Origin of the sequence: Clostridium sp. KLE 1755 (assembly GCF_000466465.2) — a bacterium.
GTDB lineage: Bacteria > Bacillota > Clostridia > Lachnospirales > Lachnospiraceae > Eisenbergiella > Eisenbergiella porci.
Map to the genome: position 1 here is coordinate 37,798 of NZ_KE992646.1, position 25,251 is coordinate 63,048.

25 protein-coding genes and 3 pseudogenes are annotated in these 25,251 nt (G+C 47.3%); 23 read left to right on the forward strand and 5 right to left on the reverse strand.

The features are described from left to right. Positions 1-38 precede the first annotated feature (38 nt). The gene (locus HMPREF1548_RS00895; RefSeq protein ID WP_035320482.1) at positions 39-1,442 is read right to left on the reverse strand and encodes an MATE family efflux transporter; all 1,404 of its coding nucleotides are present in this window, start codon (positions 1,440-1,442) and stop codon (positions 39-41) included. A gap of 362 nt (positions 1,443-1,804) precedes the next feature. Between HMPREF1548_RS00895 and HMPREF1548_RS00900 the strand changes: the two genes are divergently transcribed. The 11 genes and pseudogenes from HMPREF1548_RS00900 to HMPREF1548_RS00945 all read left to right on the forward strand — a co-directional run bounded on the left by HMPREF1548_RS00900 (position 1,805) and on the right by HMPREF1548_RS00945 (position 11,130). After that, a complete protein-coding gene (locus HMPREF1548_RS00900; RefSeq protein WP_021633745.1) occupies positions 1,805-2,692 on the forward strand; it encodes an energy-coupling factor transporter ATPase in 888 nt (295 codons plus the stop codon). After that, positions 2,682-3,542 (forward strand): energy-coupling factor transporter ATPase, encoded by an 861-nt coding sequence (locus tag HMPREF1548_RS00905; protein WP_021633746.1) that lies wholly within the window; start codon positions 2,682-2,684, stop codon positions 3,540-3,542. The genes HMPREF1548_RS00900 and HMPREF1548_RS00905 overlap by 11 nt, the downstream gene beginning before the upstream one ends. Before the next feature lie 3 nt (positions 3,543-3,545). Then, on the forward strand, positions 3,546-4,349 hold the full coding sequence (locus HMPREF1548_RS00910; protein WP_021633747.1) for an energy-coupling factor transporter transmembrane component T family protein: 804 nt from the start codon (positions 3,546-3,548) through the stop codon (positions 4,347-4,349). Continuing rightward, positions 4,346-5,140, forward strand: a complete 795-nt coding sequence (truA, locus tag HMPREF1548_RS00915) for a tRNA pseudouridine(38-40) synthase TruA (protein ID WP_021633748.1) — start codon at positions 4,346-4,348, stop codon at positions 5,138-5,140. Before HMPREF1548_RS00910 ends, truA begins: the two co-directional genes overlap by 4 nt. Continuing rightward, a complete protein-coding gene (gene surE / locus HMPREF1548_RS00920; RefSeq protein WP_021633749.1) occupies positions 5,137-5,895 on the forward strand; it encodes a 5'/3'-nucleotidase SurE in 759 nt (252 codons plus the stop codon). The genes truA and surE overlap by 4 nt, the downstream gene beginning before the upstream one ends. Before the next feature lie 234 nt (positions 5,896-6,129). After that, on the forward strand, positions 6,130-6,558 hold the full coding sequence (gene rplM / locus HMPREF1548_RS00925; RefSeq protein WP_021633750.1) for a 50S ribosomal protein L13: 429 nt from the start codon (positions 6,130-6,132) through the stop codon (positions 6,556-6,558). 32 nt (positions 6,559-6,590) lie between these two features. Further along, complete coding sequence (rpsI, locus tag HMPREF1548_RS00930) at positions 6,591-6,986, forward strand: 30S ribosomal protein S9 (protein ID WP_021633751.1); 396 nt, start codon at positions 6,591-6,593, stop codon at positions 6,984-6,986. Between the two features lie 246 nt (positions 6,987-7,232). Beyond that, on the forward strand, positions 7,233-7,685 hold the full coding sequence (locus HMPREF1548_RS00935) for a hypothetical protein (RefSeq protein ID WP_021633752.1): 453 nt from the start codon (positions 7,233-7,235) through the stop codon (positions 7,683-7,685). A 560-nt stretch (positions 7,686-8,245) separates the two neighbouring features. After that, positions 8,246-8,488, forward strand: a pseudogene (locus tag HMPREF1548_RS31010) (ATP-binding protein); the annotation flags it as partial. 66 nt (positions 8,489-8,554) lie between these two features. Beyond that, positions 8,555-8,746 (forward strand): annotated as a pseudogene (locus HMPREF1548_RS00940) (ATP-binding cassette domain-containing protein); the annotation flags it as partial. A gap of 47 nt (positions 8,747-8,793) precedes the next feature. After that, positions 8,794-11,130 carry an ABC transporter permease gene (locus HMPREF1548_RS00945; RefSeq protein ID WP_035320485.1) on the forward strand — a complete coding sequence of 779 codons (2,337 nt, stop codon included), beginning with the start codon at positions 8,794-8,796 and terminating at the stop codon, positions 11,128-11,130. Between the two features lie 106 nt (positions 11,131-11,236). Here HMPREF1548_RS00945 and HMPREF1548_RS31015 read toward each other — a convergent pair. Then, positions 11,237-11,355, reverse strand: a pseudogene (locus HMPREF1548_RS31015) (transposase); the annotation flags it as partial. Between the two features lie 169 nt (positions 11,356-11,524). Further along, entirely contained in the window at positions 11,525-12,865 is a 1,341-nt protein-coding gene (locus HMPREF1548_RS00950; RefSeq protein ID WP_035320486.1) for an MATE family efflux transporter, read from the reverse strand. A gap of 215 nt (positions 12,866-13,080) precedes the next feature. Here HMPREF1548_RS00950 and HMPREF1548_RS00955 point away from each other — a divergent pair, with 215 nt between their 5' ends. From HMPREF1548_RS00955 to bcp, 3 genes are all read left to right on the forward strand, one after another. Continuing rightward, positions 13,081-13,539 (forward strand): Lrp/AsnC family transcriptional regulator, encoded by a 459-nt coding sequence (locus HMPREF1548_RS00955; protein WP_021633758.1) that lies wholly within the window; start codon positions 13,081-13,083, stop codon positions 13,537-13,539. A gap of 17 nt (positions 13,540-13,556) precedes the next feature. Further along, positions 13,557-14,381 carry a carbon-nitrogen hydrolase family protein gene (locus HMPREF1548_RS00960; RefSeq protein ID WP_198168595.1) on the forward strand — a complete coding sequence of 275 codons (825 nt, stop codon included), beginning with the start codon at positions 13,557-13,559 and terminating at the stop codon, positions 14,379-14,381. 186 nt (positions 14,382-14,567) lie between these two features. After that, complete coding sequence (gene bcp / locus HMPREF1548_RS00965) at positions 14,568-15,020, forward strand: thioredoxin-dependent thiol peroxidase (protein WP_021633760.1); 453 nt, start codon at positions 14,568-14,570, stop codon at positions 15,018-15,020. 140 nt (positions 15,021-15,160) lie between these two features. Here bcp and HMPREF1548_RS00970 read toward each other — a convergent pair whose 3' ends face one another. Beyond that, complete coding sequence (locus HMPREF1548_RS00970) at positions 15,161-15,919, reverse strand: N-acetyltransferase (RefSeq protein ID WP_021633761.1); 759 nt, start codon at positions 15,917-15,919, stop codon at positions 15,161-15,163. A gap of 123 nt (positions 15,920-16,042) precedes the next feature. Further along, the gene (locus HMPREF1548_RS00975) at positions 16,043-16,975 is read right to left on the reverse strand and encodes a magnesium transporter CorA family protein (RefSeq protein ID WP_021633762.1); all 933 of its coding nucleotides are present in this window, start codon (positions 16,973-16,975) and stop codon (positions 16,043-16,045) included. A gap of 318 nt (positions 16,976-17,293) precedes the next feature. Between HMPREF1548_RS00975 and HMPREF1548_RS00980 the strand changes: the two genes are divergently transcribed. The 9 genes from HMPREF1548_RS00980 to HMPREF1548_RS29775 form a co-directional block, all read left to right on the forward strand. Then, entirely contained in the window at positions 17,294-17,827 is a 534-nt protein-coding gene (locus HMPREF1548_RS00980; RefSeq protein ID WP_051358286.1) for an NUDIX hydrolase, read from the forward strand. 87 nt (positions 17,828-17,914) lie between these two features. After that, positions 17,915-18,478: a flavodoxin family protein gene (locus tag HMPREF1548_RS00985; protein ID WP_021633766.1), complete on the forward strand. Its 564-nt coding sequence runs from the start codon at positions 17,915-17,917 to the stop codon at positions 18,476-18,478. Between the two features lie 10 nt (positions 18,479-18,488). After that, on the forward strand, positions 18,489-19,148 hold the full coding sequence (locus HMPREF1548_RS00990; protein WP_021633767.1) for an HAD family hydrolase: 660 nt from the start codon (positions 18,489-18,491) through the stop codon (positions 19,146-19,148). Positions 19,149-19,172: 24 nt separating this feature from the next. Continuing rightward, complete coding sequence (locus tag HMPREF1548_RS00995; protein ID WP_021633768.1) at positions 19,173-20,141, forward strand: penicillin-binding transpeptidase domain-containing protein; 969 nt, start codon at positions 19,173-19,175, stop codon at positions 20,139-20,141. A 12-nt stretch (positions 20,142-20,153) separates the two neighbouring features. After that, on the forward strand, positions 20,154-20,783 hold the full coding sequence (locus tag HMPREF1548_RS01000; protein ID WP_035320488.1) for an HAD-IA family hydrolase: 630 nt from the start codon (positions 20,154-20,156) through the stop codon (positions 20,781-20,783). A 263-nt stretch (positions 20,784-21,046) separates the two neighbouring features. Then, a complete protein-coding gene (locus tag HMPREF1548_RS01005; protein ID WP_021633770.1) occupies positions 21,047-21,736 on the forward strand; it encodes an ABC transporter ATP-binding protein in 690 nt (229 codons plus the stop codon). A 50-nt stretch (positions 21,737-21,786) separates the two neighbouring features. Further along, complete coding sequence (locus HMPREF1548_RS01010; protein WP_021633771.1) at positions 21,787-24,261, forward strand: ABC transporter permease; 2,475 nt, start codon at positions 21,787-21,789, stop codon at positions 24,259-24,261. Positions 24,262-24,336: 75 nt separating this feature from the next. Beyond that, positions 24,337-25,011 (forward strand): response regulator transcription factor, encoded by a 675-nt coding sequence (locus tag HMPREF1548_RS01015; protein ID WP_021633772.1) that lies wholly within the window; start codon positions 24,337-24,339, stop codon positions 25,009-25,011. Further along, positions 25,008-25,251: hypothetical protein (locus HMPREF1548_RS29775; protein ID WP_021633773.1), on the forward strand; the 244-nt coding region annotated here is incomplete at its 3' end. The genes HMPREF1548_RS01015 and HMPREF1548_RS29775, both read left to right, overlap by 4 nt.

A 25,251-nucleotide genomic window follows, 5' to 3' on the forward strand; every position in this document is an offset into this window, starting at 1 on the left:
TTACGCTTTTTTTTATGAGAAAAGGAAAACGTGGGCTTTTACGCCGCCTGTCCGCGTCCGGTGCCAATTTCCATCAGGCTGCCGGTCCCTTTCAGATACTTCATGTACACAATAGCAAAGGCGGTGGTTGAGGTGAGCGCCGCAATGCCGTCCGCAATCGGCTCCGCATAGAATGCGCTTGCCGCGGTAAAAGCGAAGGGCAGCAGGCAGGTGGCCACAAAATAGGTGGTCTTGCGGAACAGCGACAGGAACAGGGAAAGCCCGGTCATTCCCAGTGCAGTAAGGGAATCCACGAAGGTATACTGCAGGCTTAAGGGGATTATCATCATGGTAAAGGCGCGTATGCCCCAGACGGAAAGCTCTATGTATTCTGCATTATTGGTAAAAATACCTGCAAATGCCGCGGGCAGGAACCTGGATACCAGAAACATAAAGGAAGTGAAGCCGATACACAGCATAAGCACGCAGAACACGATTTTCCGGATACGCTCCGGCTTGTTCGCACCGTAATTAAAGCTGATAAGCGGCTGGGAACCACCGGTAATCCCCAGCATGGGGGAGGTAATCAGCATCATATAGCTCTGGACGATGGTGGCGCAGGTGATGAGCGTATCCCCGTAGCCCGGCCCGCCGTGATACTGCAGGACCGCATTCATCGCAATGATGATAATGCTGTCGGTGGCCAGAATCAGGAAAGGGGAAAAACCCAGAGCCAGGATCCTTTTGACAAGTACAGGATCGGGCCTGCGCAGGTGGAGGGGGACCGGCATGCTTTTCCTGTAAAGGACGCAGAGAACGAAAATGCAGGAAGCCAGCTGGGCAAGCACCGTGGCCACCGCGGCACCTGCGATATCCATATGGAAAACAAAGATAAACAACGGGTCCAGTATAATGTTCAGGATGGCGCCGATGAGCGTGGTCACCATGCCTAAAAGCGGATACCCCTGGGCGGTAATAAAGTAGTTCATCCCCATGGAAAGCAGTGCAAAAAAGGTGCCGCAGGTATATATGGTCAGATAGGTATTGGCATAAGGATAGGTCACATCACTGGCGCCGAACCAATGGAGAAGCATTCCCTTGCTGAGCAGGAAAATCAGGGTCAGCGCCGCAGAAAACAGAATCAGCGTGGAAAAACAGTTCCCCAGTATTTTTTCCGCATCTTTTTTATCATTCTGTCCGAGACGCATGGAAAAGAGTATGGATCCGCCGATGCCGATGAGCGTGGCAAAGGAGGACAGAAGGGTGATGATGGGCGCGCATACGCCGGCCCCTGCCAGGGAATCGGCCCCGACAGCCGGAATATTACCTATATAAATGCGGTCAACGATGCTGTACATAACGTTGACGAACTGAGCGAACATAAACGGGACGGATACCCTGAGCACCAGTCCTGGTACGGAATCATTTCCAAAATCATTGACATGCTTCTTTTGTGTTTTCATAGCTCCCCCCTGATGGATAAATTGGCGTAGAAAGAATTTTCTGCACCAGCTATAGATTATAACCAACTGTGCCGCCAACTGCAAGAATTATTATCACCATTTTCTTGTAATTAACAGTCCGGCCTCCGCCCGGGCCGAATTGTTATTGCATCCGCCCATGATAAGTCGCCTCCGGCGAGGGGCGGATGCCTGCTTCTTCCACGTTTTCTCACGGTTTGTGCAGTGAATGCGCAAACCTGCCTGAACTGTTACTCTTGTAATTCTTTATAGACTCTAGTAAAATAGGAAGGTGGCCGTAATTGAAACCAATATTTGCAGCTGTATACCTATGGCTGCACCAATTTTCAGATACAGGATAGCATATGGAAAACGAAGCGGTAAAAGAGATTATTAAAACAAAGGAATTAACCTTCGATTATATCAGGCACGATGAGGAAGGAAACGAGGAGGGGACAATCCGGGCTGTGGACAATGTGAGCCTGGAGGTGAAGCAGGGTGATTTTATCGCCATCCTGGGGCACAATGGTTCCGGCAAGTCCACGCTGGCAAAGCACATCAATGCGCTGCTGGTGCCCACCTCGGGAACCGTCTGGGTGGACGGCAGGGTAACCGCTGAAGAAAGTAATGTCTGGGATATCAGGCAGACGGCGGGCATGGTGTTCCAGAATCCGGACAACCAGATCATCGGGCAGGTGGTGGAGGAGGATGTGGGCTTCGGACCGGAGAACATGGGAGTCCCCACAAAGGAAATCTGGGAACGCGTGGAGGAAAGCCTGAAGGCAGTGGGAATGTACGAATACAGGAAGTGTTCGCCCAATAAGCTTTCCGGCGGACAGAAGCAGAGAGTATCCATTGCGGGTGTCCTGGCCATGCATCCCAAGTGCATCGTGCTGGACGAGCCTACGGCGATGCTGGATCCCAGCGGCCGCAGGGAAGTAATACGCGCGGCACGGGCGCTGAACGATGTGGAAAATGTGACGGTTATTCTCATCACCCACTATATGGAAGAGGTCATTCATGCGGATAAGGTTTTTGTCATGGATGAGGGACAGGTGGTTATGGAAGGAACGCCGCGGGAGGTTTTTTCCAGGGTGGAGGAGCTGAAGAAGCTCCGGCTGGATGTGCCGCAGGTGACGCTGCTTGCCTATGAACTGAAAAAGAAAGGACTTATGCTGCCTGATGGAATCCTTACCACGGAAGAGCTGAAAAGGGAGCTGCTTAAAATTACGGAGAAACAAAATGGCGATTAAACTGGAGCATGTGAATTATATATATGGCGCGGACACCGAGCTGTCTGTGGCGGCGCTGAAGGATGTATGCATTTCCATAGAGGACGGGCAGTTTATCGGGCTTATCGGGCATACCGGTTCCGGGAAATCCACGCTGGTGCAGCATCTGAACGGCCTGCTGAAGGCAACGGACGGCGCGATCTATTATAATGGAAAGAATATTTATGACAAAGATTATAATATGAAGGAGCTGCGCAGCAAGGTTGGGCTGGTATTCCAGTACCCGGAACATCAGCTTTTTGAAATCGATGTTTTTACCGATGTATGCTTCGGACCGAAGAACCTGGGGCTTTCCAGGGAAGAGGCGGAAGGCCGGGCCAGGGAAGCGCTGGAGCTTGTGGGAATCGGTGAGGAATATTATCAGCAGTCACCCTTTGACCTGTCCGGCGGGCAGAAAAGAAGAGTGGCCATTGCGGGCGTGCTTGCCATGAAACCGGATGTGCTTGTCCTGGACGAGCCTACCGCAGGGCTGGACCCGAAGGGAAGAGATGAGATATTGGGGGAGATCTCAGAACTGCGTGAAAAGACAGGAATGACGATTGTGCTGGTATCCCACAGTATGGAGGATGTTGCTAATTATGTAAACCGTATTATTGTGATGAACAAGGGCAGCGTGATGTATGACGATGAACCGAAAAAGGTGTTCCGCCACGTAAAAGAGCTGGAAGCGGTGGGACTTGCTGCCCCTTCGGTGACTTATATCATGCATACGCTGAAGGAAGCGGGGCTTGCGGTGGAAACGGACGCAACCACGCTGACGGAGGCCAGGGATGCCATTCTGGCTGCCTGCGGCTGCGGGAAGGAAAAATAGGCTATGTTAAGAGACATTACATTAGGGCAGTATTATCAGACCGAATCGGTGGTGCACCGGCTGGATCCAAGGGTCAAGCTGATGGCCACGGTGATTTTTATTATATCGTTGTTTGTGGTGAATAATTTCTGGGGCTATCTGCTGGCGGCAGGGTTCCTGGCGCTCGTTATCCGTCTTTCCCACGTACCCTTTAAATTCATGGTCAAGGGCATGAAGGCGATATTGCTTCTGCTGATCCTGACCGTGGTATTCAATCTTTTTCTGACGCCGGGAGAACCGCTGATTACGTTGTGGAAGCTGACTATTACAAAAGAGGGCCTGATAACGGCAATTAAAATGGCAGTGCGTCTGAGCTTTCTGATTATCGGCTCCTCCGTCATGACGCTGACAACAACGCCGAATAATCTTACGGACGGAATGGAAAGCCTGCTTCATCCGCTGAAGAGAATCCATGTGCCGGTTCATGAAATTTCCATGATGATGTCCATCGCCCTTCGTTTCATCCCCATCCTTTTGGAGGAAACGGATAAAATCATGAAAGCGCAGATTGCCAGGGGAGCAGACTTTGAGAGCGGGAATCTGATTAAAAAGGCCAAAAGCATGGTGCCTCTTCTTGTGCCGCTTTTTATTTCCGCCTTCCGGCGTGCCAATGACCTTGCCATGGCGATGGAAGCGCGCTGCTACCGGGGCGGGGACGGCAGGACGAAGATGAAGCCCCTGATTTATAAAAAGAGAGATTATACCGCCTATGGTATATTGGCGCTTTACCTGGCGGCCGCTGTTGTAATAGGAAGGATTTTGCTATGAAAAGAGTGATGCTGACGGTTGCCTACGACGGTACGAACTATCACGGATGGCAGCTGCAGTCCAATGGAATCAGCATTGAAGAGGTTTTAAACCGCTGCCTGACGCAGCTTTTGAAGGAGCCTGTGCAGGTCATAGGAGCCAGCCGGACGGACGCAGGCGTGCACGCCTGGGGGAATATTGCGGTATTTGACACGCAGGCGCGCATGCCCGGGGAAAAGTTTTCCTATGCATTGAACCAGCGTCTTCCGGAGGATATCCGCATCCGGGATTCCAGGGAGGTGCCCGCGGATTTCCATCCCAGAAAAACGGATAGCATAAAAACCTATGAATACCGCATCCTGAATGAAGAATTTCCCAACCCGGTGAAGCGGCTTTACAGCCATTTTACTTATATCCCGCTGGATGAAAAAAGAATGCGGGAAGCGGCGCTTCTGTTTGTGGGAGAGCATGATTTCAAAAGCTTCTGCAGCGTCAACGCCCAGGTGGAATCCACGGTGCGCACTATTTACAGCTGTGATGTGGCGCGGGAAGGGACGGAGCTTATCATCCGCATTTCGGGGGCGGGCTTCCTATATAATATGGTACGCATCATTGCGGGGACGCTGATGGAAATCGGCAGCGGCAAATATCCCCCGGAAGCGGTAAAGGAAATGCTGGCGGCTAAGAACAGGGCGGCGGCAGGCCCCACGGCACCTGGCAGAGGGCTGACGCTGATTTCCTATGAATTTCCTGCGCTGAAGGAGAAGGCCGGGCAGCAGGCGGCTGAGGAAAAATCGGAGAAAACGGTATGAGAAGGATACTTGTGGTAAATGATGACGGCATAGGCGCCGAAGGAATTGTCAGGCTGGCGGCAGCGGCAAAGAACCTGGGAGAGGTGTGGGTGGTGGCGCCCGGACAGCAGTGCAGCGCCATGTCCCACTGCATTACGGTGCGGGGAAGCCTGCAAATCAGGCAGGAGGATTTCCCGGTACCGGGCGTCATGGCCTACAGCGTGGCGGGAACGCCCGCCGACTGTGTGAAGGTGGGAATCCGCCACCTTATGCAGGACAGGCCTGATGTGGTATTTTCAGGAATCAACTGCGGTTATAATGTGGGCGTGGATATTTTATATTCAGGAACCGTGGGCGCAGCCATGGAGGCGCTGCTGAACGGGATTCCGGCCATCGCTTTTTCCGAAGAACGGGGCGGGACGAGCGAGGTGGCGGATGCCTATATTCTGCCTGTCGCCCAAAAGCTGCTGGAGGCGGGGTGTGCGCCGGATGAAATATGGAATGTGAATTTTCCCGGCTGCCCCTTGCGGGAGCTTCGGGGAATCCGTGAAAACCGTATCCCGGAGAAAACACAGTTTTATATGGATAATTATCTGGTGGAGGAAGGCCCGGAGGGAGGTCTGCAGCTTTCCGTCTGTGGGATCCCGTCTAAAGCGGCGGCGCCCGGAACGGATATGGAAGCGGTCCTGGAGCGGTATATTTCCATCGGAAAAATAAGAAACACGGTCCTGGGAGCTAAGGGTAGGACGGACGAACCTGAAAATGCCCTGTTTTAGGCGCAAAAAGGCCAATTTTCTGCGAATTTTCTTAAGAAAAGATATTGACACGCGCGGATCCGTATAATATAATAACTCAATGTGACGATGTTGAAAAATGTCTTACCAAAGCCCCGGAAAGACATTTTGATATATAAATAATACGTGGAAAGCTCCAATTCCCAGAGCGATACCATGTGAGCCAGTCATACGGACCAAAGGGTCCAAATCCGTACAAATCGATGGAGGTATACTATGAAGACATTTATGGCTAATCCGGCTAAGATTGATAGAAAATGGTATGTTGTTGATGCAGAAGGCCAGACACTGGGCCGCCTTGCATCCGAAATTGCCAAGGTTTTAAGAGGAAAGAACAAACCGGAGTTCACTCCTCATGTTGATACAGGAGATTACGTAATCGTAATCAATGCAGAGAAGATTCAGGTAACCGGAAAGAAGATGGATCAGAAGGTTTACTATCATCATTCCGATTACGTAGGCGGAATGAAAGAAGTTACCCTGAAAGAGAAAATGGCTAAGAAACCTGAACAGGTTATCGAACTGGCTGTTAAGGGTATGCTCCCCAAGGGACCTTTAGGAAGACAGATGTACACGAAACTTCACGTATATGCAGGACCGGAGCACAAGCATGAAGCTCAGAAACCTGAAGTACTGACATTTTAATCCAAAGGAATCTATTAAGGAGGAAATAGAAAATGGCTAACGCAGCAAAATATTACGGAACTGGCAGAAGAAAAAAATCTATCGCAAGAGTATATCTTGTACCTGGAAAAGGTGATATTACTATTAATAAAAGACCCATCGATGAGTACTTCGGACTGGAGACTCTGAAGGTTATCGTTCGTCAGCCCCTGACAGCTACGGAAACAGACGGCAAATTTGACGTTCTGGTTAACGTAAAGGGCGGCGGATACACAGGACAGGCTGGCGCCATCAGACACGGCATCGCAAGAGCGCTTCTTGAAGCTGATACAGAATTCAGACCTACTCTGAAGAAAGCAGGCTTCCTGACACGTGACCCTCGTATGAAAGAAAGAAAGAAATATGGTCTCAAAGCGGCACGTCGTGCGCCTCAGTTCAGCAAGAGATAATAAGAAGTATTATATGAAAATGATTAGAACCCTTGAAAACTCAGTGTTTTCAAGGGTTTTTCTATGTCTAAAGCAATTATGTGAAAGCCTAAGAAGTTAAGAAAACATGTTCGTAACAGACAAGTAACTGACACATAACAGACAAAAAATGGGTATTTGCGATATAAGAAAAGACAAAATTATTTGTATGATACAAATAGACTTTTGTTGAGATGAGCGGTATAATATGCATGAGGTGAAATAAAAATGAATACAACAATAATTGTTGCACTTTTAGCAACACTTACTGCTATTGTAACAGCCATTATCACAAATTTTTTGAGCAAAAACAGTATGCTTAAATTTGAGGAACGGAAATTAAAGGAGCAGTATTATTTAGAGTTCATATATGCATTAAGCGAAAATATGAATTCTGGATATGATGAAGCAACAATAAGGTATAACTATGCTTTTAATAACTTGACCATTGTTGCAAGTCCTACGGTTTTGTCTTCATTATATGAGTTTTCAAATTTAATGATAAGGCATCTAAAATATGACGATATTTCTGATTATGAAGCAAAATACACAGAAGCCTTTACCAACTTAATTAAAGAAATGCGGGCAGACTTATATGGTGGTAGATCAACAAGCGTCAATAAAGGTTTGTCAGAAATAAATTTGATTAGTGGTGTTTTGAAGTCTGGGCAAAAAGAGTAGCGGGTATCGAAAATCAATATAATTTATAGATTGTATTGAGATACTCCATATGATAAAATGGACGCAAGAATAATCGTGTTGCAGGGTGAGTTGACTCCTATTCTTAGAGAATAGGGGTGATGCTTATGGAAAATCATTTTGATTTTAAGGATATAATGACTTTTGGTCTGTTCCTTTTGGCATTACTTACATTCGTTTTTTTGTTTTGTAAGTAGTTCTACATAGTAAAACCGCCCTTGTACTTTGGCGAGTAAGGGCGGTTCTTTAACTAAAATTTGAGTAATTAAACAGTGTAGGATATTATTAGAATCTGTGGGTAACTAACACGTAACTGACAAATGGCTTAATAATGGCGTTATTTTGGGCGTACGGAGTTCAGCAAGACTGAAATGATGAGGATGAATCATTTGAATAACCAACAACGGTCTGTTTATCAGGCCGTTATTTTTTTGAGAGGAGCTGTCCGCAACTGCCACAGAGGGCTTGACTTTGGTTCCAGCAGGGGTTGTTTTTTCAGATTAACCTATGTAGCAGTAATCGGAGTGGACTGTACAAAAGTTTGGAATACGTTACCTTCAATAAATTCAGGTGTCCTCCCTGTATCAATTTTATATGAAGATTTGTATAACATCTTCAAACAGTTTTACCGTAGTCGTTTTTCATCAGATGTGCATGGAATCGGCCTGGGCCTGCCGTTGGCAAAAGCTATTACAGAAGCGCACGGAGAGACAATTTCTGTGATCAGTACATTGCATGAGGGAATTGTTTTTACATTGAATTTTTTCAAGCTTACAAATGAGTAAGACAGGGGTCACTTGAAAGTAAGCCAAAGGAGGTATGATGAACCTGTAAGATAGGAGGTATATAAAATGAATATTTTTGAAGTACAAGACCTGTGTAAGAGCTATGGTACAGGTGAATCTGCGGTTCACGCATTGAGACATATAACCTTTTCTGTACGTAAAGGCGAATTTATCGCCATCATCGGTGAATCCGGTTCCGGCAAAAGTCCCCTTTTGAATGTAGTGGGCGCTTTTCACACCAGCACAGCAGATCGAATTATCAATATGTCCGACGGTGTGTTGAAGGAATTGGGGGTGCCATCTCATTGAAAAGCTATCTTGAGTTAGTTTCAATATCCGGAAAAGTTCACCGAAGACAGAGCCGAATGACCCGTATCTGCATTATCTTGGCTGTATTTCTGGTCGCTGTCATATTCGGGTTGGCCGATATGGATATACAAAGTATGACAGAACAAACACGCCATCAGACTGGAGACTGGCATTGTAAATTTACTTCTATCGACAAAATTACATCTGATTATATTGCGGCACGGCCTGAAACAGGTTTGTCAGGTTGGGAAGGAACGATTCCCCCGGAAGCTGGATATTCTTTTTGTGAGCAGCCTGTTTCGTTTTATGGTATGGATGAAACAATATTTTCTCATATATATTTGGGGAGTTTCATTTCTGGAAATAGCCCAAAGTCTGCCGAAGAAGCCGCAGTTTCCGTGACATTGGCACAGACAGCAGGATTGGTGACAGGTGATACCATTACAGTAAATGCTCCTGATGGCAGTCCGTCACAACTGACAATTTCCGGTATTTATGAGAATGCCGCTGACACGCTGACCACGGAAAATACAAATGTTGTATTATTGACACTCAAAGGTTTGGCTGATTTTGACTCATCTGATTTATCAGCGAAATGGCAATACGCAGTACGTTTCTCTCCGTTTTGTAATGTTTTATCAAACATCACGGATATAATCCGGAAATACAAAATATCTGAAACACAAGTAGTTCAAAACATGGAACTGCTTAGCATGTTGGGACAGGTGCCGGGTTCAAATGTGTCAGAAATTTATTCTATGGCATTGTTGCTTTCAATCGTAGTGATGGGAACCTGCATTATGATGATCTCCAGTAGTCTGAACAGTGATATCAGTCAGAGAATCAAGTTTTTTGGTCTGATGCGTTGCCTTGGTGCTACTCGACGCCAGATTTTGCGTTATGTACGCAGGGAGGCATTGCAATGGTGCGTTACCGCCATACCGATCGGCACTGGCCTCAGTATCGTGGTGGTTTGGGGCCTGTGTGCGGTTATGAGACAGCTCAGTAATGCATGGTTCGGCTATCTGCCCGTTTTCGGCATTAGTTGGTTGGGTATTGGAGCCGGTAGCGTATTGGGGCTTATTACCGTTTTACTTGCGGCCCGTTCGCCGGCCAAAATGGCGGCCAAAGCTTCGCCATTGGAAGCATTCACCGGCAATTCCCGGCAAAATACCTCATTTCGTCATGGGGCGAATACTCATCGGTGGCATGTGGAGACAGCCTTGGGGATTTATCATGCAAAAGCAAAGCGGAAAAGTTTCTTTCTGATGACCGGTGCGTTTGCCGTCTGCATTACGCTTTTTTTAGGGTTCTGTACTCTGGTTCCCTTTATAGAAAATGCTTTTATGCCGAAAGCATGGGCAGCTGAAATTTCTGTTGTCAGCAAAACGAACACCTGCTCTATCCCCGCAGACCGGAGGGATGCCGTGGCTGAAAATTCCAGTGTCAGTCGTGTATTTGGCCGAATGTTCGCCTATGACGTTCCTATTGAAATAAACGGAACATCCTATAACAGTAATATAATATCCTATGAAGAAAATCAATTTCATTGGGCAAAGGAACAGTTAACTTCCGGTTCCATAGAAATTGTGATGAATACTCCCGGACAAATTCTATTTGTAGCCAGTAGTGATACAGAGGTACAACCTGGAGATAGCATCTTTTTGACAATAAACGGAAAGGAGAAAAAAGTTACTGTCGGTGGTATTTTGTCCGATAGCCCGCTGGCCCGTGCGGATGGAATCGAAACGATTATCTGTTCTGAAGAAACATTTACCCGGCTGACAGGAGCAACGGGGTACACTATTCTGGATATACAGTTTTACTTTGGCGCTGACGAAGAAGATGCAGCTGTTGTAGAATCACTTTTTGACGGAGGTGTCTCTTTTTCAGATAATTTGAGCAGGGTGCAGCAACAGCGAGGACTTTATTACGCATTTGCAGCAATGATATATGGATTCCTGTCCATTATTGTAGCTATTACCGTTTTCCATATTATGAATACAATTAGAATGGGAGTATCTGCGCGTACACGCCAATATGGAGTTATGCGTGCTATCGGCATGAGCAATCAACAGCTTACACGCATGATTGCTGCGGAATCTGCCTCCTATTCTGTGGGGGGTATTGTTCTGGGCTGTATTTTCGGACTGTGGTTTCATTGGTTTTTGTATTCCAGCCTTATTACACGCACTTTTGGAATTCCGTGGAGTATCCCGTGGCTGGAATTGTTCTTGATTATAGGTGTCATTCTGGCAACTACAGTACTGTCAGTACATGGACCTGCCAGAAGGTTGCATGACATGTCGATTGTGGAAAATATTAGCTCCTAGTAAAAGGATGGTGTTATATCATAGACTTTAACTTTTTGCAGGGGAGGTTAATTCACAGGCCGCCTTGATACTTGCAGGACATGCTCACGGTGGACAAATTCGAATCCAATGCAGGTTTGAGGAAGACTACGGCACGTGTAATCCAAACAGATTTCTTTTTACTACCAGATTCATGGCTTCCGGGCGTAGTCCGGCCCAGCAGCATAAGCGTTTTGAAATGCAAAACGTAGCCCTTTCATTACTATTTGTGCCGCCGCCTGGCGGCGGAATGAAGATTATTATGTCTATACATAGGAGGCTGTTGAGGTTTGTCCGGTGGCTTTTGAGATATTTGAAAGACTGAAAAGAGAATATGGTTTCAGGTCCAGATAGCAGCCTTTTTCTTAGAAGATGATTATTGAATTTTTATAATCTTTTTCTTATTAAAGAAGAAAAACAACACCCCCGCGGCATCCGCCAGGAACCAGCCGATAGGGATGGACCACCAGATAGCGGAAGTCCCGAAGGCCGGAATTGGTGCGAGCATGTAAGAAAGAAGAACACGGGTTCCCAGGGAAATGACGGTGAGGACAACGGAAATTCCTGGCCGGCCAAGCCCTCTGTAAAGGCCGTAGAACAGGAAGAGAAATCCAATGGCAAAATAGCAGGCGCCTTCGATACGCAGGTAGCCTGCGCCGATTGCTATGATTTCCAGTTCTTCGGGGCGTATAAAGATAAGCATGAGCCGTTCTGCAAACAGAAGGACAACGGCGGAGATAAACAGGCAGAACAGGAAGGAGCACAGGAATGCGGAGCGGATACCTTTTTGGATCCTGTCAGTTTTGCCGGCGCCCAGGTTTTGGGCGATAAAGGTGGAAAAACCGTTGCCGAAGTCCTGAACAGGCATGTAGGCAAAGGAATCGATTTTAACTGCGGCGGCAAAGGCGGCCATGACCGTGACGCCGAAGCTGTTGACCAGTCCCTGGACCATAAGGATGCCAAAATTCATTACAGACTGCTGGACGCTGGTCAGGAGGGAATACTGAAGAAGTTCTTTTAAGAGCAGGCGATCAAAATGCAGGGTTTTCGGCCGGATACGGTGCAGGGAGAGCCTGCGTATGGTATAAACGGCCAATAGAAGGGCGGAAAATGCCTGTGATATGATGGTTGCCCATGCGGCTCCTGCAATTCCCATGCCAAAAGAAATCACAAAAAGTAAATCAAGCGCGATATTCATGAGCGCGGAAAGCGCAAGGAAAAGAAGCGGCACAAGGGAATTCCCCAAAGCACGAAGCAGCGATGAGAAATAATTGTACAGGAAAGTAAAAAAAAGTCCGTATAAAATGACCTGCAGGTAGCTTCTGGTTTCCGGGCGTATGCTTACAGGAATGTGCAGGAGCGTCATGATAGGATCCAGCAGGAGCAGGGCAGGAAGATTGATTAAAATAGTAATCAGCCCGATCATAATGAAGGAAAGAAGAAAACATGCATGAAGGCGCTGCGTATTGCCGGCGCCATACAGTATGGAGAAGCTGATCCCGCTTCCCATGCAAAGCCCGAGGATAACGGAGGTCAGAAATACCATCAGGGTAAAAGAGGAGCCTACGGCAGCAAGCGCATCCGCGCCAAGAAAACGGCCGACAATCAGAGTGTCCACAACATTATAAAGCTGCTGGAGCAGGTTGCCCAGGATAATAGGAGCTGAAAAAAGCAGAATGGATTTGGTGATGGGGCCGTGAATAAGTTTTTTCTCCAAGGGAATTCTCCTTTTGTAATTACATATTGAAAGTTTAAACTTACATTTTGCAAGTAAAAGATAACACTTTACATGCGGCATGTCAATTATTATAATGATATAAAAGGCAGCATTATTATAATGATATAGAAGAAAATATTTTTATAATGGTATAAAAGAAAACATTATGCAATGGGACAAAAGGTAATGGGCAGTAGGAAGGGGTAAAGGGCGGCATGTTTTTGAGCGGATTGGATGAAACGGACAGGCAGATTGTGGAGGCGCTGATACGGAATGCCAGGATTTCCTATTCGGATTTGGGAGAACTGGTGGGTCTGTCCCGTGTGGCTGTAAAGTCCAGAATCGATGCTCTGGAGAAAAGAGGAATTATAGAAGAGTATACAACGATAATTAATCCGCAGAAGCTGAGCGGCGCGGTATCCTGTTATTTTGAAATAGAGACAGAGCCTTCCAGTCTGAAGACAGTCACTGATATTCTGGAAAAAAATGAGATGGTGACCCAGATTTATCTTGTGTCAGGGAGGAGCAGGCTGCATGTTCATGCGGTGGCGGCTTCCCAGGAAGAGCTGGAAAGCTTCCTGGAACAGACGATGCACTGTCTTCCCGGCGTGCGGGATATGAGCTGTAATATTATTCTTTCCAGGGTGAAGGATATTAAAGGACTTCGGTTATGACGGAAAGGCAGGGGAAAATGAAGATAGGGGCATTCCAGTTTGCCGGAAGCGGTGACATGGAATATAATTTTGCAAAGATATCTGAGGGAATCCGGCAGGCGGCAGGGGCTGATGTGCGGTTCCTAGCTTTTTATGAATGTGCATTGACGGGATATCCGCCGTTGGAAGTCAGTATGGAGTGTATTGATTTCGAGGCTGCGGAGAAATACTGTGCCCAGGTGCAGATGTTTGCGGTGAAGTATCGTATGTATATTGCGTTGGGGTGTGCAGTTCGGCGCGGCGGCAGGATATTTAATTCCGTCAGGGTATTTTCCCCGAGAGGAGGAGAACTTCCGGCTTATGATAAAAGGGCACTCTGGGGATGGGACCGGGAGAATTTTTATGAAGGCGGCAGCGATGGAATCTATGATATCGATGGCTTAAGAATTGGCATCCGTATTTGTTTTGAAGTAAGGTTTCCGGAGTATTTCCGGGAATTATACAGGCAGGGGGCTGATTTGGGAGTAGTCTGTTTCTGTGATATTTCAGAGACGGAAAATGCGGACAGGTATGAGCTCATAAAAGCACACCTGAGGACAAGGGCTGTGGAAAACGTGATGCCTGTATTGGCTGTGAATGACGCAGGTCCATTCCAGACTGCACCGACGGCGTTTTTTGACAGGGACGGTAAGGTATTTGCGGAGTGCAGAAGGAATGAAACGGAGCTGTTAGTTTGGGAAGTTGAGAAGCTGCCGGATACTTTTGGGCAGGCGGGGAGAAAATATGTGAATGGCCGCCTGTCGTTAAGTAGACCGCAGCATGTATCGCCCTGCATTGCGCAGACAGAAGGGACAGGTGGCTGACAGAAGAATACCTTTTTATAAAACGATATTGCGTTGTGAGCATGTTATCTGCCGGGAGGCGGTTCTGCTTTTTGTAAATATTGCGTGAGACAGTAAGATTCTTAATTTTAAAGGCTGGTGTCTTTTCTATATTAAAGAAAGCCGGCGGTTAATACTAATTTACAGAAATTGACAGGAGGTCAGATTATGCTGGAAACAGGAATAAAAGCACCGGAATTTACATTAAAAAATCAAGATGGAGAAGAGGTTTCGCTTAAGGATTTCCGTGGGAAAAAGGTGATTCTTTATTTCTATCCCAAGGACAATACGCCGGGCTGTACCACACAGGCCTGCTCTTTCGGGGACAGATATCCTCAGATTCAGGAGAAAGGGGCTGTGGTGCTGGGAGTCAGCAAGGACAGCGTGGCGTCTCATAAGAAATTTGCGGAGAAATATCATCTTCCTTTTGCGCTTCTGGCGGATCCGGAGCTGGAGGTCATCCAGGCATACGATGTATGGCAGGAAAAAAATATGTACGGGAAAAAGGTTATGGGTGTAGTGCGCTCCACCTACCTGATTGATGAAGAGGGAATTATTCGTCAGGCATTTACCAAGGTGAAGGCCGGTGAGAATGCAGAGCAGATGCTGGGGACGCTGTAGTAAAGTCAGGAGAGATGCCTGCCGCGTTGATAAGGCTCCGGCAGATGGAGCGGCAGGCATTTTTTACCAGTGGATAAAATAAAATCGGGAGGCTTACAAATAGTTGGAGTAAATGGTATCTGCCGGAGATTGGCGGGTGCTTACACGGGCAGGGAGTCCAGGAATTTTTCAAATTTTTTTTCAGAGAATATTTCATGGGTAACCAGCCGGCCGTTGTTAAAAAAGCTGTAGGTAGTATAGGGAGCGGGCGCATTTTGTGCCTGCTCTGTTGTCGTTATGGGGTGGAGCGTGAGTTCATGTCCGCGTGCGCGGGCGGCTTTGGCTATAAGAGGGACATATTGGGAGGTATAGGGGCACTGGGCGGTATAGTAAAGCACCATGCCGGTTTCTTCGATGGTTCCTTTTCTGGCGCAGTCCTTAAACCGGGGCAGGGGGGCATTGTCCGTAAAAGGAAGATAGAGGAGTTCAAAAAAGGGATGGGCCGTGTCTGCAGTAAGGAAGCCCTTGTATTTCAGATAATCCGGATCAGATAAATAGGGCTTCTTTTTGGAGGAGGAAAGGACGGTGAGGCCATGCATCCCCTGCGACCTGGCATCCTCAATACATTGGGAAAGCAGCTGATTGGCATACCCCTGTCCCTTAAACTGGCCGGATACCCAGAAGCAGTCGATATGCATGTAGCCATCCGCTAGGATGGGATACCAGGCTTTTTCCGCGGGTATATATTCGATGAAAACCTTTCCCCTCGCATCCAGGCGGCGGAATACAAGGCCGTCCTGAAAACGGTCCTTCATCCAGGACTTTTTGGCATTGGCTCCTGTACTGTCCTTTTTATCAGAAACGGCGCAGCAGATGTGCTCGCTGTCAATATTGTCCGCGGTGATTGTGATAATTTCCATTGTATGATTCCTTCCTCCGGCCGGTGCAAAAATAATTTTTCAGAGTAAGTCTGGCGCTTTGGGCTGCTGTCTTTAAGGCCATTATATAACATTAAATATGACAGCGGTATGTCATATTAAAATTTACAGAAAATGTTTTTTCCGGCAGAGGCGGATGCAGAGGATGACGATGGCAAGGCTGAGCAGGAATACGGTGAGATAGCCGTATTTCCAATTCAGCTCAGGCATATATTTGAAATTCATGCCGTACCAGCCTGCAATGAGCGTCAGGGGGAGAAAGATGGTGGTGACGACGGTGAGGATTTTCATGATTTTATTTTGCCTGATGTCGATCTGGGACTGGTAAACCTCCCGGATTTGCGTGGAATACTCCCGGAGCATGAGCGCTTCCTCATGCAGCCTTCCCACACGTTCGCTGAAAAGGCGGAAGGCATTCAGTTCGCTGCGGTTAAAGAAGCCGTGATCATTCTGCTGCAGTACGTTGCTGATGTCGGAAAGCTGCAGATAATAGTGGGAATAAATGAGGATTTTTCTGCGGCAGCTCATGATTTTGTGATTGAAATTATCAAGAGTGCCGGACAGGACTTCATCCTCCAGATGGGCAATCTGGTTCTCAATATCGGTCAGGCAGAGCAGATCCTCTGAAATCAAGGCATCCAGGAAATCTGCGAAGAAAAAGCCGATGCCGGGATTGGGCCGGGTGATAGAATCGCGGATTTTTTCTACGATACGAAGGACATAGTCTCCGTCATCAATGAATATGATGCGATCTTTAAAAATCGCATAGCGGAAGGAGGCCTCATGGGTGTTTTTCCCTTTGGGAGGAATGACGAAGGTGCCATATAAAAAGTCCATATGCACCTCCGCTTTGCAGAAATGGATTTCCTGGGGGTATTTCAGATTCATAAAGCCATGCTCCTGCAGATAAGCGTTTGAAGCGGCTTCCGCAGGCGTAAGAATTTCTATGGCAGGCGTATTGTTTTGTGCGGACGCAGAGGCTTCCGGGAAAGCGGGAAGCTCTGTGAGCCGGGAATGGATGCCGAATATTTTTGACATGGGATGTCTCCTTTCGGTTCAGCAGGTCTGCGCATTTTCTGCACAGACTATAAGAATATACAGTGACGGCAGGTATCCGGTCCATTGTGCAGCGTTTTTTAATGGCCGGATGCCGTAGCAGCTCAGAGCTGTCTGAACTGTTGTTATGATTTCTTTACGGGGAATTCTCCCTGAGTTGATTATATGCCAGGATTGGGAAAAACAACAGAAAAAGAAAGTGACTTTGGAAGAGGATGAGATTAGAATAGAAACATATGACGAAATGGAATCATGGTGATATGGCATGCATTAATGCTGCAATGCGTGGACAGGAGTAATATGGAATTGTGGGATGCCTATGACGGGCAGGGGAATAAAATCGGCGGAGAGCTGATAAGGGGGCAGGAAATCTCGGAAGGGTGCTATCATCTGGTCAGTGAAGTGGTGGTCAGACATGAGGACGGTAGTTTTCTTCTTATGCAGAGGTCTGAGGATAAGGCAATGTTTCCCGGATTATTCGTAGCGGGCGCCGGAGGGAGCGCGCTGAAGGGAGAAGGGCCGTATGAAGCGGCAGTGCGGGAATTGAAGGAGGAAACGGGAATTGAGGCCAGAGAGCTGGAGCAGATATATTTTTGCAGGAGCAAAGATACGCTTTATTATGGATATTTGTGTATTACCGGATGGGACAAGAAGGCGGTGGTACTGCAGGAGGGGGAAACTATTTCTTTTTTGTGGATAACTGCCCGGGAATTTTTGGAGTTTGTGGAATCAGAGAAGTATGTTTGGACGCAGAGGGAGAGGATGGAAGTTTATCTGGATGGGGTGAGGAATGAAGAGGACAATGATTGTGATTTTCTGTACAGGGAATTTTGACGGGGACAACTGTTTTACGGCCCGCTCCTTTCAGGAGGCACTTGGAATGGCTGGAGGCAGGGATATCTATGTATCCGGAGGGGCAAAATGAAAACATTGATATTGAATGGATCGCCGAGGAAAAACGGAGATACGGTCAGTCTGATCCATATATTTTTAGAGGGGCTTGAAGGGGAGTATAAATTAGTCAATGCATATGAGGATGGGATAGGGCCATGTATAGACTGTAGGTTTTGCTGGGAACACGATGGATGCAGCATACAGGATGGGATGCAGGAGGTTTATGAGTACATACAGGTGTGCGATAATATTTTGATTGCCTCCCCTATATACTTTTCTGAGATTACGGGGAAACTGCTGGATTTGGGGAGCAGGCTTCAGACGTACTTCTGTTCCTCTTTTTTTCGTAAAATAAAGCCAATACAAAAAGGAAAAAGAGGTGCTGTTATTATTGTGGGAGGCGGTGACGGAAGTGTAACAAAGCCGTATGAAACTGCATGTACACTGTTGCACCACATGAATGCCTATGATATTTTACCTGTGGTTTACAGCCATAATACTAACACGATTCCGGCGGTGGAGGATATAGGGGCGGTTGAGGGAGCGAGGAAAATCAGCCTCTTTTTTAATCATGGAGATGTAATGGGATAGGGAGTATTTTATGAATGCGGTCATATTTGACATGGATGGACTGATGTTTGATACAGGTAAGGTTTTTGCGCTGGCATGGGATTATGCGGGAGAAAAAACCGGGATAGGAAAGGCAGGGTATATGCTCCGGAAAACTCAGGGTATGGGATTTACGGCAGCGAGAGAGCTTTGGGGGGATGAATTCGGCAACAGCTATGATGAAGAGGGAATGAGGCGGCATACCAGGGAATTCCTGCTGAAGTACTATGCAGCAAACCGTGTGCCTGCAAAGGAAGGGCTGTATATATTTCTGAATTATCTAAGGAATAAGGGCAGCAGGCTTGCGGTTGCTTCATCATCACCAGGTTGGGAAGTGGAAAACCATTTACGGAAGGCAGGAATTTGGGATTATTTCCAGGTTATTGTGTGCGGTGAGATGGTGAAGCGCTCAAAGCCTGCGCCGGATATATACATAAAAGCCTGCGAGCTGCTGCGGGAAGAACCTGAAAATTGCTTTGCACTGGAAGATTCAAGGAATGGTATTCTTTCTGCCTGCGGGGCCGGATGTAAAACGGTTATGGTGCCCGATTTGTGGCAGCCGGATGAGGCTACGGAAAATATGTTATTTGGCAGGTTTGCAAATTTGGAAGAGGTGAAGCTTTATCTGGAAAGAACCGGAATTTTGGATTAGCTGCGGGATTAGAGGTGATAAAGGATGAGTAAGCGGGGAAAAAGTAAGAGAAGCCACAGATGTGCCGTATTTTTATCCGTTGTATTGTGTGCAGGTTTATTCACTGGCTGCGGTGATAAAAAAGCGGTTGAAATCAGTACAGGGAGCACAGCTGCGGAAAAAGATGTACGAAACCCGTATGATGGGCAGTCCATTGACGAACAGCCAAATATCACAGAAACCGATACTCCTCCGGCAGAACCGCATCAGGCTTCTCCGGAAAATGCAGCACAGGAAAATGTGGATTACAGTGAAGCGTTTGGAGGCCTGAATGGCTGCGCGGTAGTTTTTGACCCGCAGGAACAGGTATGCAGATTCTATAATAAAACCTTATGTGAGACAGCAGTCTCTCCCTGTTCTACCTTTAAGATCGTGTCTGCGCTTATGGGGCTGAAGTATCATGTGCTGGAGAATGAAAACTCGACGATGGGCTACGATGGAACGCAGTACGGAAATGCTGCATGGAACCAGGATTTATCCCTGAAGGATGCGTTTCAGTCCTCCTGTGTCTGGTATTTCCGAAAGGTGATTGATCAGGTGGGACAGGAACGGGTAAAGGAAGAATTAACAGCCCTGGACTATGGAAACTGTAATATCAGTGAGTGGGCGGGCAGCGGAATAAATCCCGGAGAAGAGCTTAACGGCTTCTGGCTTGCATCTTCTTTGAAAATATCTCCATATGGACAGGTGCGCGTTCTTTCGGATATTTTTGAAGGCCGCACAGGCTTTTCTCCGGAGCATGTGAAGATAGTAAAAAATATTATGTCAGCGGACGGCGGCGGAATCTATGGAAAAACCGGAACCGGTACGAAGGGACAGGCGTGGTTTGTAGGATTTTCTGAGAGTGAGGAAAAACGGACTTACTTTGCGGTTTATTTGGAAGATACGGATAATAGAGAGCAGGTTTCCAGTAAAAAAGCGAAAGAGATTGCATTAAAAATCATCGGACAATAGGAGATTTTATGTTTGAAAACAATTGTGTTTGATATGTATGGTGTAATTTTAAAGGAAAGTAAAGGAAATTTTATTCCATATACTTTCCGGCATTTTGATGTATGTGAGCATGGAAGGCTGATAAAATTATTGAAAGAAGACCAGTTGTTTACTAAAGCTGGAAATGGTGAAATAGGATCAGAAGAATTTATGACTTTGCTGGGGTATGAAAATCCCTCCTATCACATGAAAAATTATATTGAGAATTACCTTACATTAGATGAAGGCTTTGTAAATTTTGCCGGAAAATATGCTGACAGGTGTGATTTTGTATTATTGTCAAATGACATATCTGAATGGAGCGCCTATATCACAAAATACTATAAATTAGACAAATATTTTAAATGTAAAATTGTCAGCGGCGATGTAAAATGCAGAAAGCCGGAAAAAAAGATTTTCACGATAGCATTGGAACGGATGGAAAAGCTGCCGCAGGAATGCATTTTTATAGACAATAGTGTGGCAAATCTGGAGACGTCTGCGGAAATGGGATTTTTGCCCGTATTATTTAACCGGGACAATGTTGCTTATTCCGGCATTACCGTGAACAATTTTGATGAACTGGAAAAAGTGATCAATGAACAGCGAGATTTATTGATATAAGCATCGCTGCATTAATTTTAAAGGACTATTGTCCAAATAAATAATTTCAGGCAGCCATACAGACCGGCTGCCTTTTTTGCTGCTCCCGGCCACCGCACATTCTGTCTTTTGTTACCGGATTGTAAGAAATATATGTTAGAGTGTTAATGAAACATATATTCAGATTCAGAGGGTATATTAATCACAGTTTACAGTTCAGATGAATTCCGGACTGCGGCAAACATCAGTAAAGACACCAGATGGAGGGAAAGGACAGAAAGTAAATGGAAATATTAAGAGCGGAAGGCCTGGTAAAATATTATGGAAGCGGAGAAAATCTGGTTAAGGCGGTGGATCATATCAGTTTTTCCGTACAGAGAGGGGAATTTGTGGCAGTGGTGGGAACTTCCGGTTCGGGAAAAACCACGCTGCTCAACCTGATTGGGGGACTGGATTACGCGGACGAAGGAAAAGTGATCGTTGACGGACAGGATATTACGGGGATGAAGGATGAGGAACTGACGATTTTCCGCAGGAGAAAAATCGGCTTTATTTTTCAAAATTATAATCTGGTATCCGTGCTGAATACGGAGAAGAATATTACCCTCCCTATCCGCCTGGACGGAAACAAAGTGGATGAAAATTATATCACCTCCATAGTTTCCTCGCTGGGAATTGCTGAAAAAAGGAAGGCGTTTCCCAACCAGCTCTCCGGCGGGCAGCAGCAGAGAGTTGCCATTGCACGGGCTTTGGCCAGTAAGCCGGCTTTGATTTTGGCGGATGAGCCTACCGGAAACCTGGACTCCCGCACAAGCGCGGAGGTCATGGGACTTTTAAAAATGACAAGTACACAGTTTCATCAGACGATTGTCATGATCACTCATAACGAAGCAGTGGCCCAGCTGGCGGACAGAATCATACATATTGAAGACGGAAAAATTGTGGGAGGAAACAGACTTGAAGGTTCCTTTTAAACGACTGATTCATGCAGCAGGCAGGCCTGTGATAAGCGGGAGGTATAAGGATGTTTGAAAACTCCAACAAAGAAGTGATAAGAGAGATAGCTAGAGAGAGCATGAAGTCCCACAGGCTGCGCAATCTGACGGCTGTTCTGGGAATTGCGCTGACCACGCTGCTGATTACAACGATTTGCACGACGGGAATCAGCTTTTATAATGCGATAAACCTGGGAACAGACCTTACCCCCGGGCCATTGGCTGACGGCGGTATTATTACAGATGTAGAAAAATATGAGGAAATCAGGGATATGCCTCAGGTTGAGTGGGCGGCCTATGTGCGGCCCTGCAATGTGGGAAGCATCCATAACCGGGAGATGGCAGGAGTTAAAACGGCGCTTCTGGCTCCCCAGCAGGAATTTTATACAAGGAACAAGGTGAGCCTGGTGGAGGGAAGTTTCCCTGAAAAACCAGATGAAATAGCCATTTCGGATACCATGGTGCAGCGCCTGGGCGGCAATATCCATACGGGAGACCGGATGGTGCTTCATCCTGTGGTACGGGAAAACGGGCAGCAGGTGGAAAAAGAAATCCCGGTGACCGTTTCAGGAATCGTAACCTCGCCTTTGGAGGGACTGGCCTCTATTTATGAAGAAATCTATACCTCGCAGGCTTTTCTGGAGCAAAAGGTACCTCAGATGGAGCAGGAACCTGCAACAGTCTATGTAAAATTCAAAGACGGCCGGCTCAAGGATACAATTGCAGTAGAGCTGTATGATATTGCCGCTTTGGTGGAAGCATCAGGCGTTGAGTATAAGATGGATAACGGTTTTACCATTCTTTATCTTGTGGCAGTGCTCCTGTTCGTGTTTGTGGTGATGTTTTGCGGGTATCTTCTTATTTATAATATCTTTTATATCTCCATTGTGAATGATATCCGCTTTTTTGGCATGCTTAAGACAATAGGGACAACGGCAAAACAGATCCGTACACTGCTTACCTGGCAGGTATTGAGGCTGTCGGCAGCAGGAATCGGGGCAGGGCTGGTTCTGGGCTATCTGGTTGGGCTTGCGGCATCTCCGGCCGTACTTGCAAGGACAAATTATTCTGCTTTTTATAAACCTTCGCTGAATCCTCTGTTTTTTATTTCCGCTGTTTTCTTCTCCGCCCTGACGGTATATATCAGCAGCAGAAAATCCTATCGCCTGGCCATGCGGATTTCTCCGGTGGAGGCGGCCAGATACCGGGAGCGGAATGAAAAGAAGAAAAAGGTCTGGTCAGCCGTATCCTTTATGCTGAGCGGCATTATTTTCCTGGTTGTATTTACCCTCACATTGGGATACAATGTGGAAAATATGGTGGATCGCTATCATACCGCGGATGTAAGAATACGTCAGGATGCCATGATGTGGGATAATGAGGAACCTTATCAGCCCATCAGACAATCCATGGTGGAGGAAATTGAAAAGCTTCCTTTTATTGCTGAGACTGCCATATACTATCAGGCGAGAAGGCATGAAGAGGGAATCCTGGGGGGCTGCGAAGCGGGATATGCACAGCTTCGGCTGACGGATGAGTTAAAGGAAGAATTTGCCCGGTGTGTACAGATGGGAACCGGATGGATGAACCAGGCGGATAATGGGGATATCCTGCTTGATCTGTGGGGACTTCCTGCGGATCAGCTGTACCTGGAAGAAGAGAATATCCGTGTGCTGGAGGGGAGCCTGGATGCGGAGAAATTTGCCTCCGGCAAATATGTGATTTATAACCAGGGAACGAATCAGAGCGGCAGGGCGGCCGGGAATATTCATGCGGGGCAGGTGCTGCATCTTTCGATTCTGGATCCGGATACAGGAGCATATGTGGAGCGTGAGGCGGAGGTGCTTGCGGTGGTGGAAAGAATTAATCCGTTTTCCACGGGGCTTGTAGCCAAGGCGGCTCTGACATTCCCTGACGGGGCTTTTCAGGAGATATATTCCGGGTATGCGGATATGATTACCATAATTCAGGCGAATGGCTTTCGGGAACTGACGCAGGAGGAATATGGACAGTTGGAGGAAATTGTACGAAACAGCTTTAATTTCCAGCTTTCCATAGAATCCCGGGTGGAGGAAAGGCAAGCACAGAGAGAGGAGAAGGCGTCCATGATTCTCATCGGCCTGTTTCTTGCCGGGGTGTTTGGCATAATAGGGATCTGCAATGTGGTTAACACGCTGGTGACCGGCGTGCTGTCAAGAAAACTGGAATTTGCGGCAATGCAGTCCGTGGGGATGACAAAGAAGCAGATGTGCTCCATGATAGGCCGGGAAGGGCTGTTGCTCAGCGGCATCAGCGTCCTGGCGGCCATACCGCTGGGCGTATTTTTCTGCCGGGTGCTGGGGAAAGCGATATTGTTCTTTTCCGGTTTTTCCGCCGGTATTTTTGCGGCAGGCTGCGGGATCCTCCTGGCGGTAATGTGCGGCGTATCTTTTTCCGTCGCGTTGCTGCTGACGCGTTTCCTCACACGCAGGCCGGTGGTGGAAAGGCTGCGGGAAGCGGAATAAAAGGCGGTTGCTCAGGCTGTGCAAAGCGGAAATGGCGGAACCAGGAAGCGGCGGACAGGCAGGTAAGGAGAAAAGATGGCCCGGATACTTGTGGTAGAGGATGATGAGATATTGAGGGAAGGGATCATGTTTGCCCTTGCCAGGGAAGGACATCAGGTACGCGGCGCCGGCAGTCTGGCCGGGATGAAGGAACAGCTGGGGCAGCCGGCGGATCTGGTGGTGCTGGATGTGAGCCTTCCGGACGGGGACAGCAGGGAATTCCTTCCCGGGCTGCGGGAAAGCAACCCGGTGCCTGTGATTTTCCTGACGGCAAGAAATACGGAAGGCGATATGATTGCGGGCTTCGATGCCGGAGCGGATGATTATATTACCAAGCCCTTTTCCGTGCCGCTGCTTGTGCGCAGGATACAGGCCGTGCTGAACCGGAGCCTGTGCCGGGACGGCCGTTTCTATTACAACGGCGATCTGTGCTATGATTTTGACGGGAAAGAGTTGAAAATCGGTGAAAAAAGCATCCCGCTCACCCCGACGGAAATGCGTCTTTTAGAGGTGTTCCTGCACAACAGAAGGCGGGTGCTCACCCGGGAAATGCTGCTTGCCCGGGTTTGGGATGCACAGGAAAATTATGTGGATGACAAAGCGCTTGCGGTGAATATCAGACGGCTCCGGGAAAAAATTGAAAAGGAGCCGGGAAAACCGGAGCGGATAAAAACAGTGTTTGGAATTGGTTACAAATGGGAGGAAGAATGAAAAAACGGGATATCAGGGAAGGAGCATGGAAAACAGAAGGCATTGACCTGAATATAAAAAGGATTCTGGCAGGGCAGGCGGTGCTGTCCTGTCTTTTTTTGTTTTTGCTTTTGACGGCGCCCTCCGGCGCGCTGTGGTGGGGCATTTTCTACTGCCTGGCGGAATGCACTGTGGTTTATAGCGGCTTTGCCTGGCTTTCCGTCTGTGTGAACCGGGCGCTGCACACGGCTTCCGACTGCG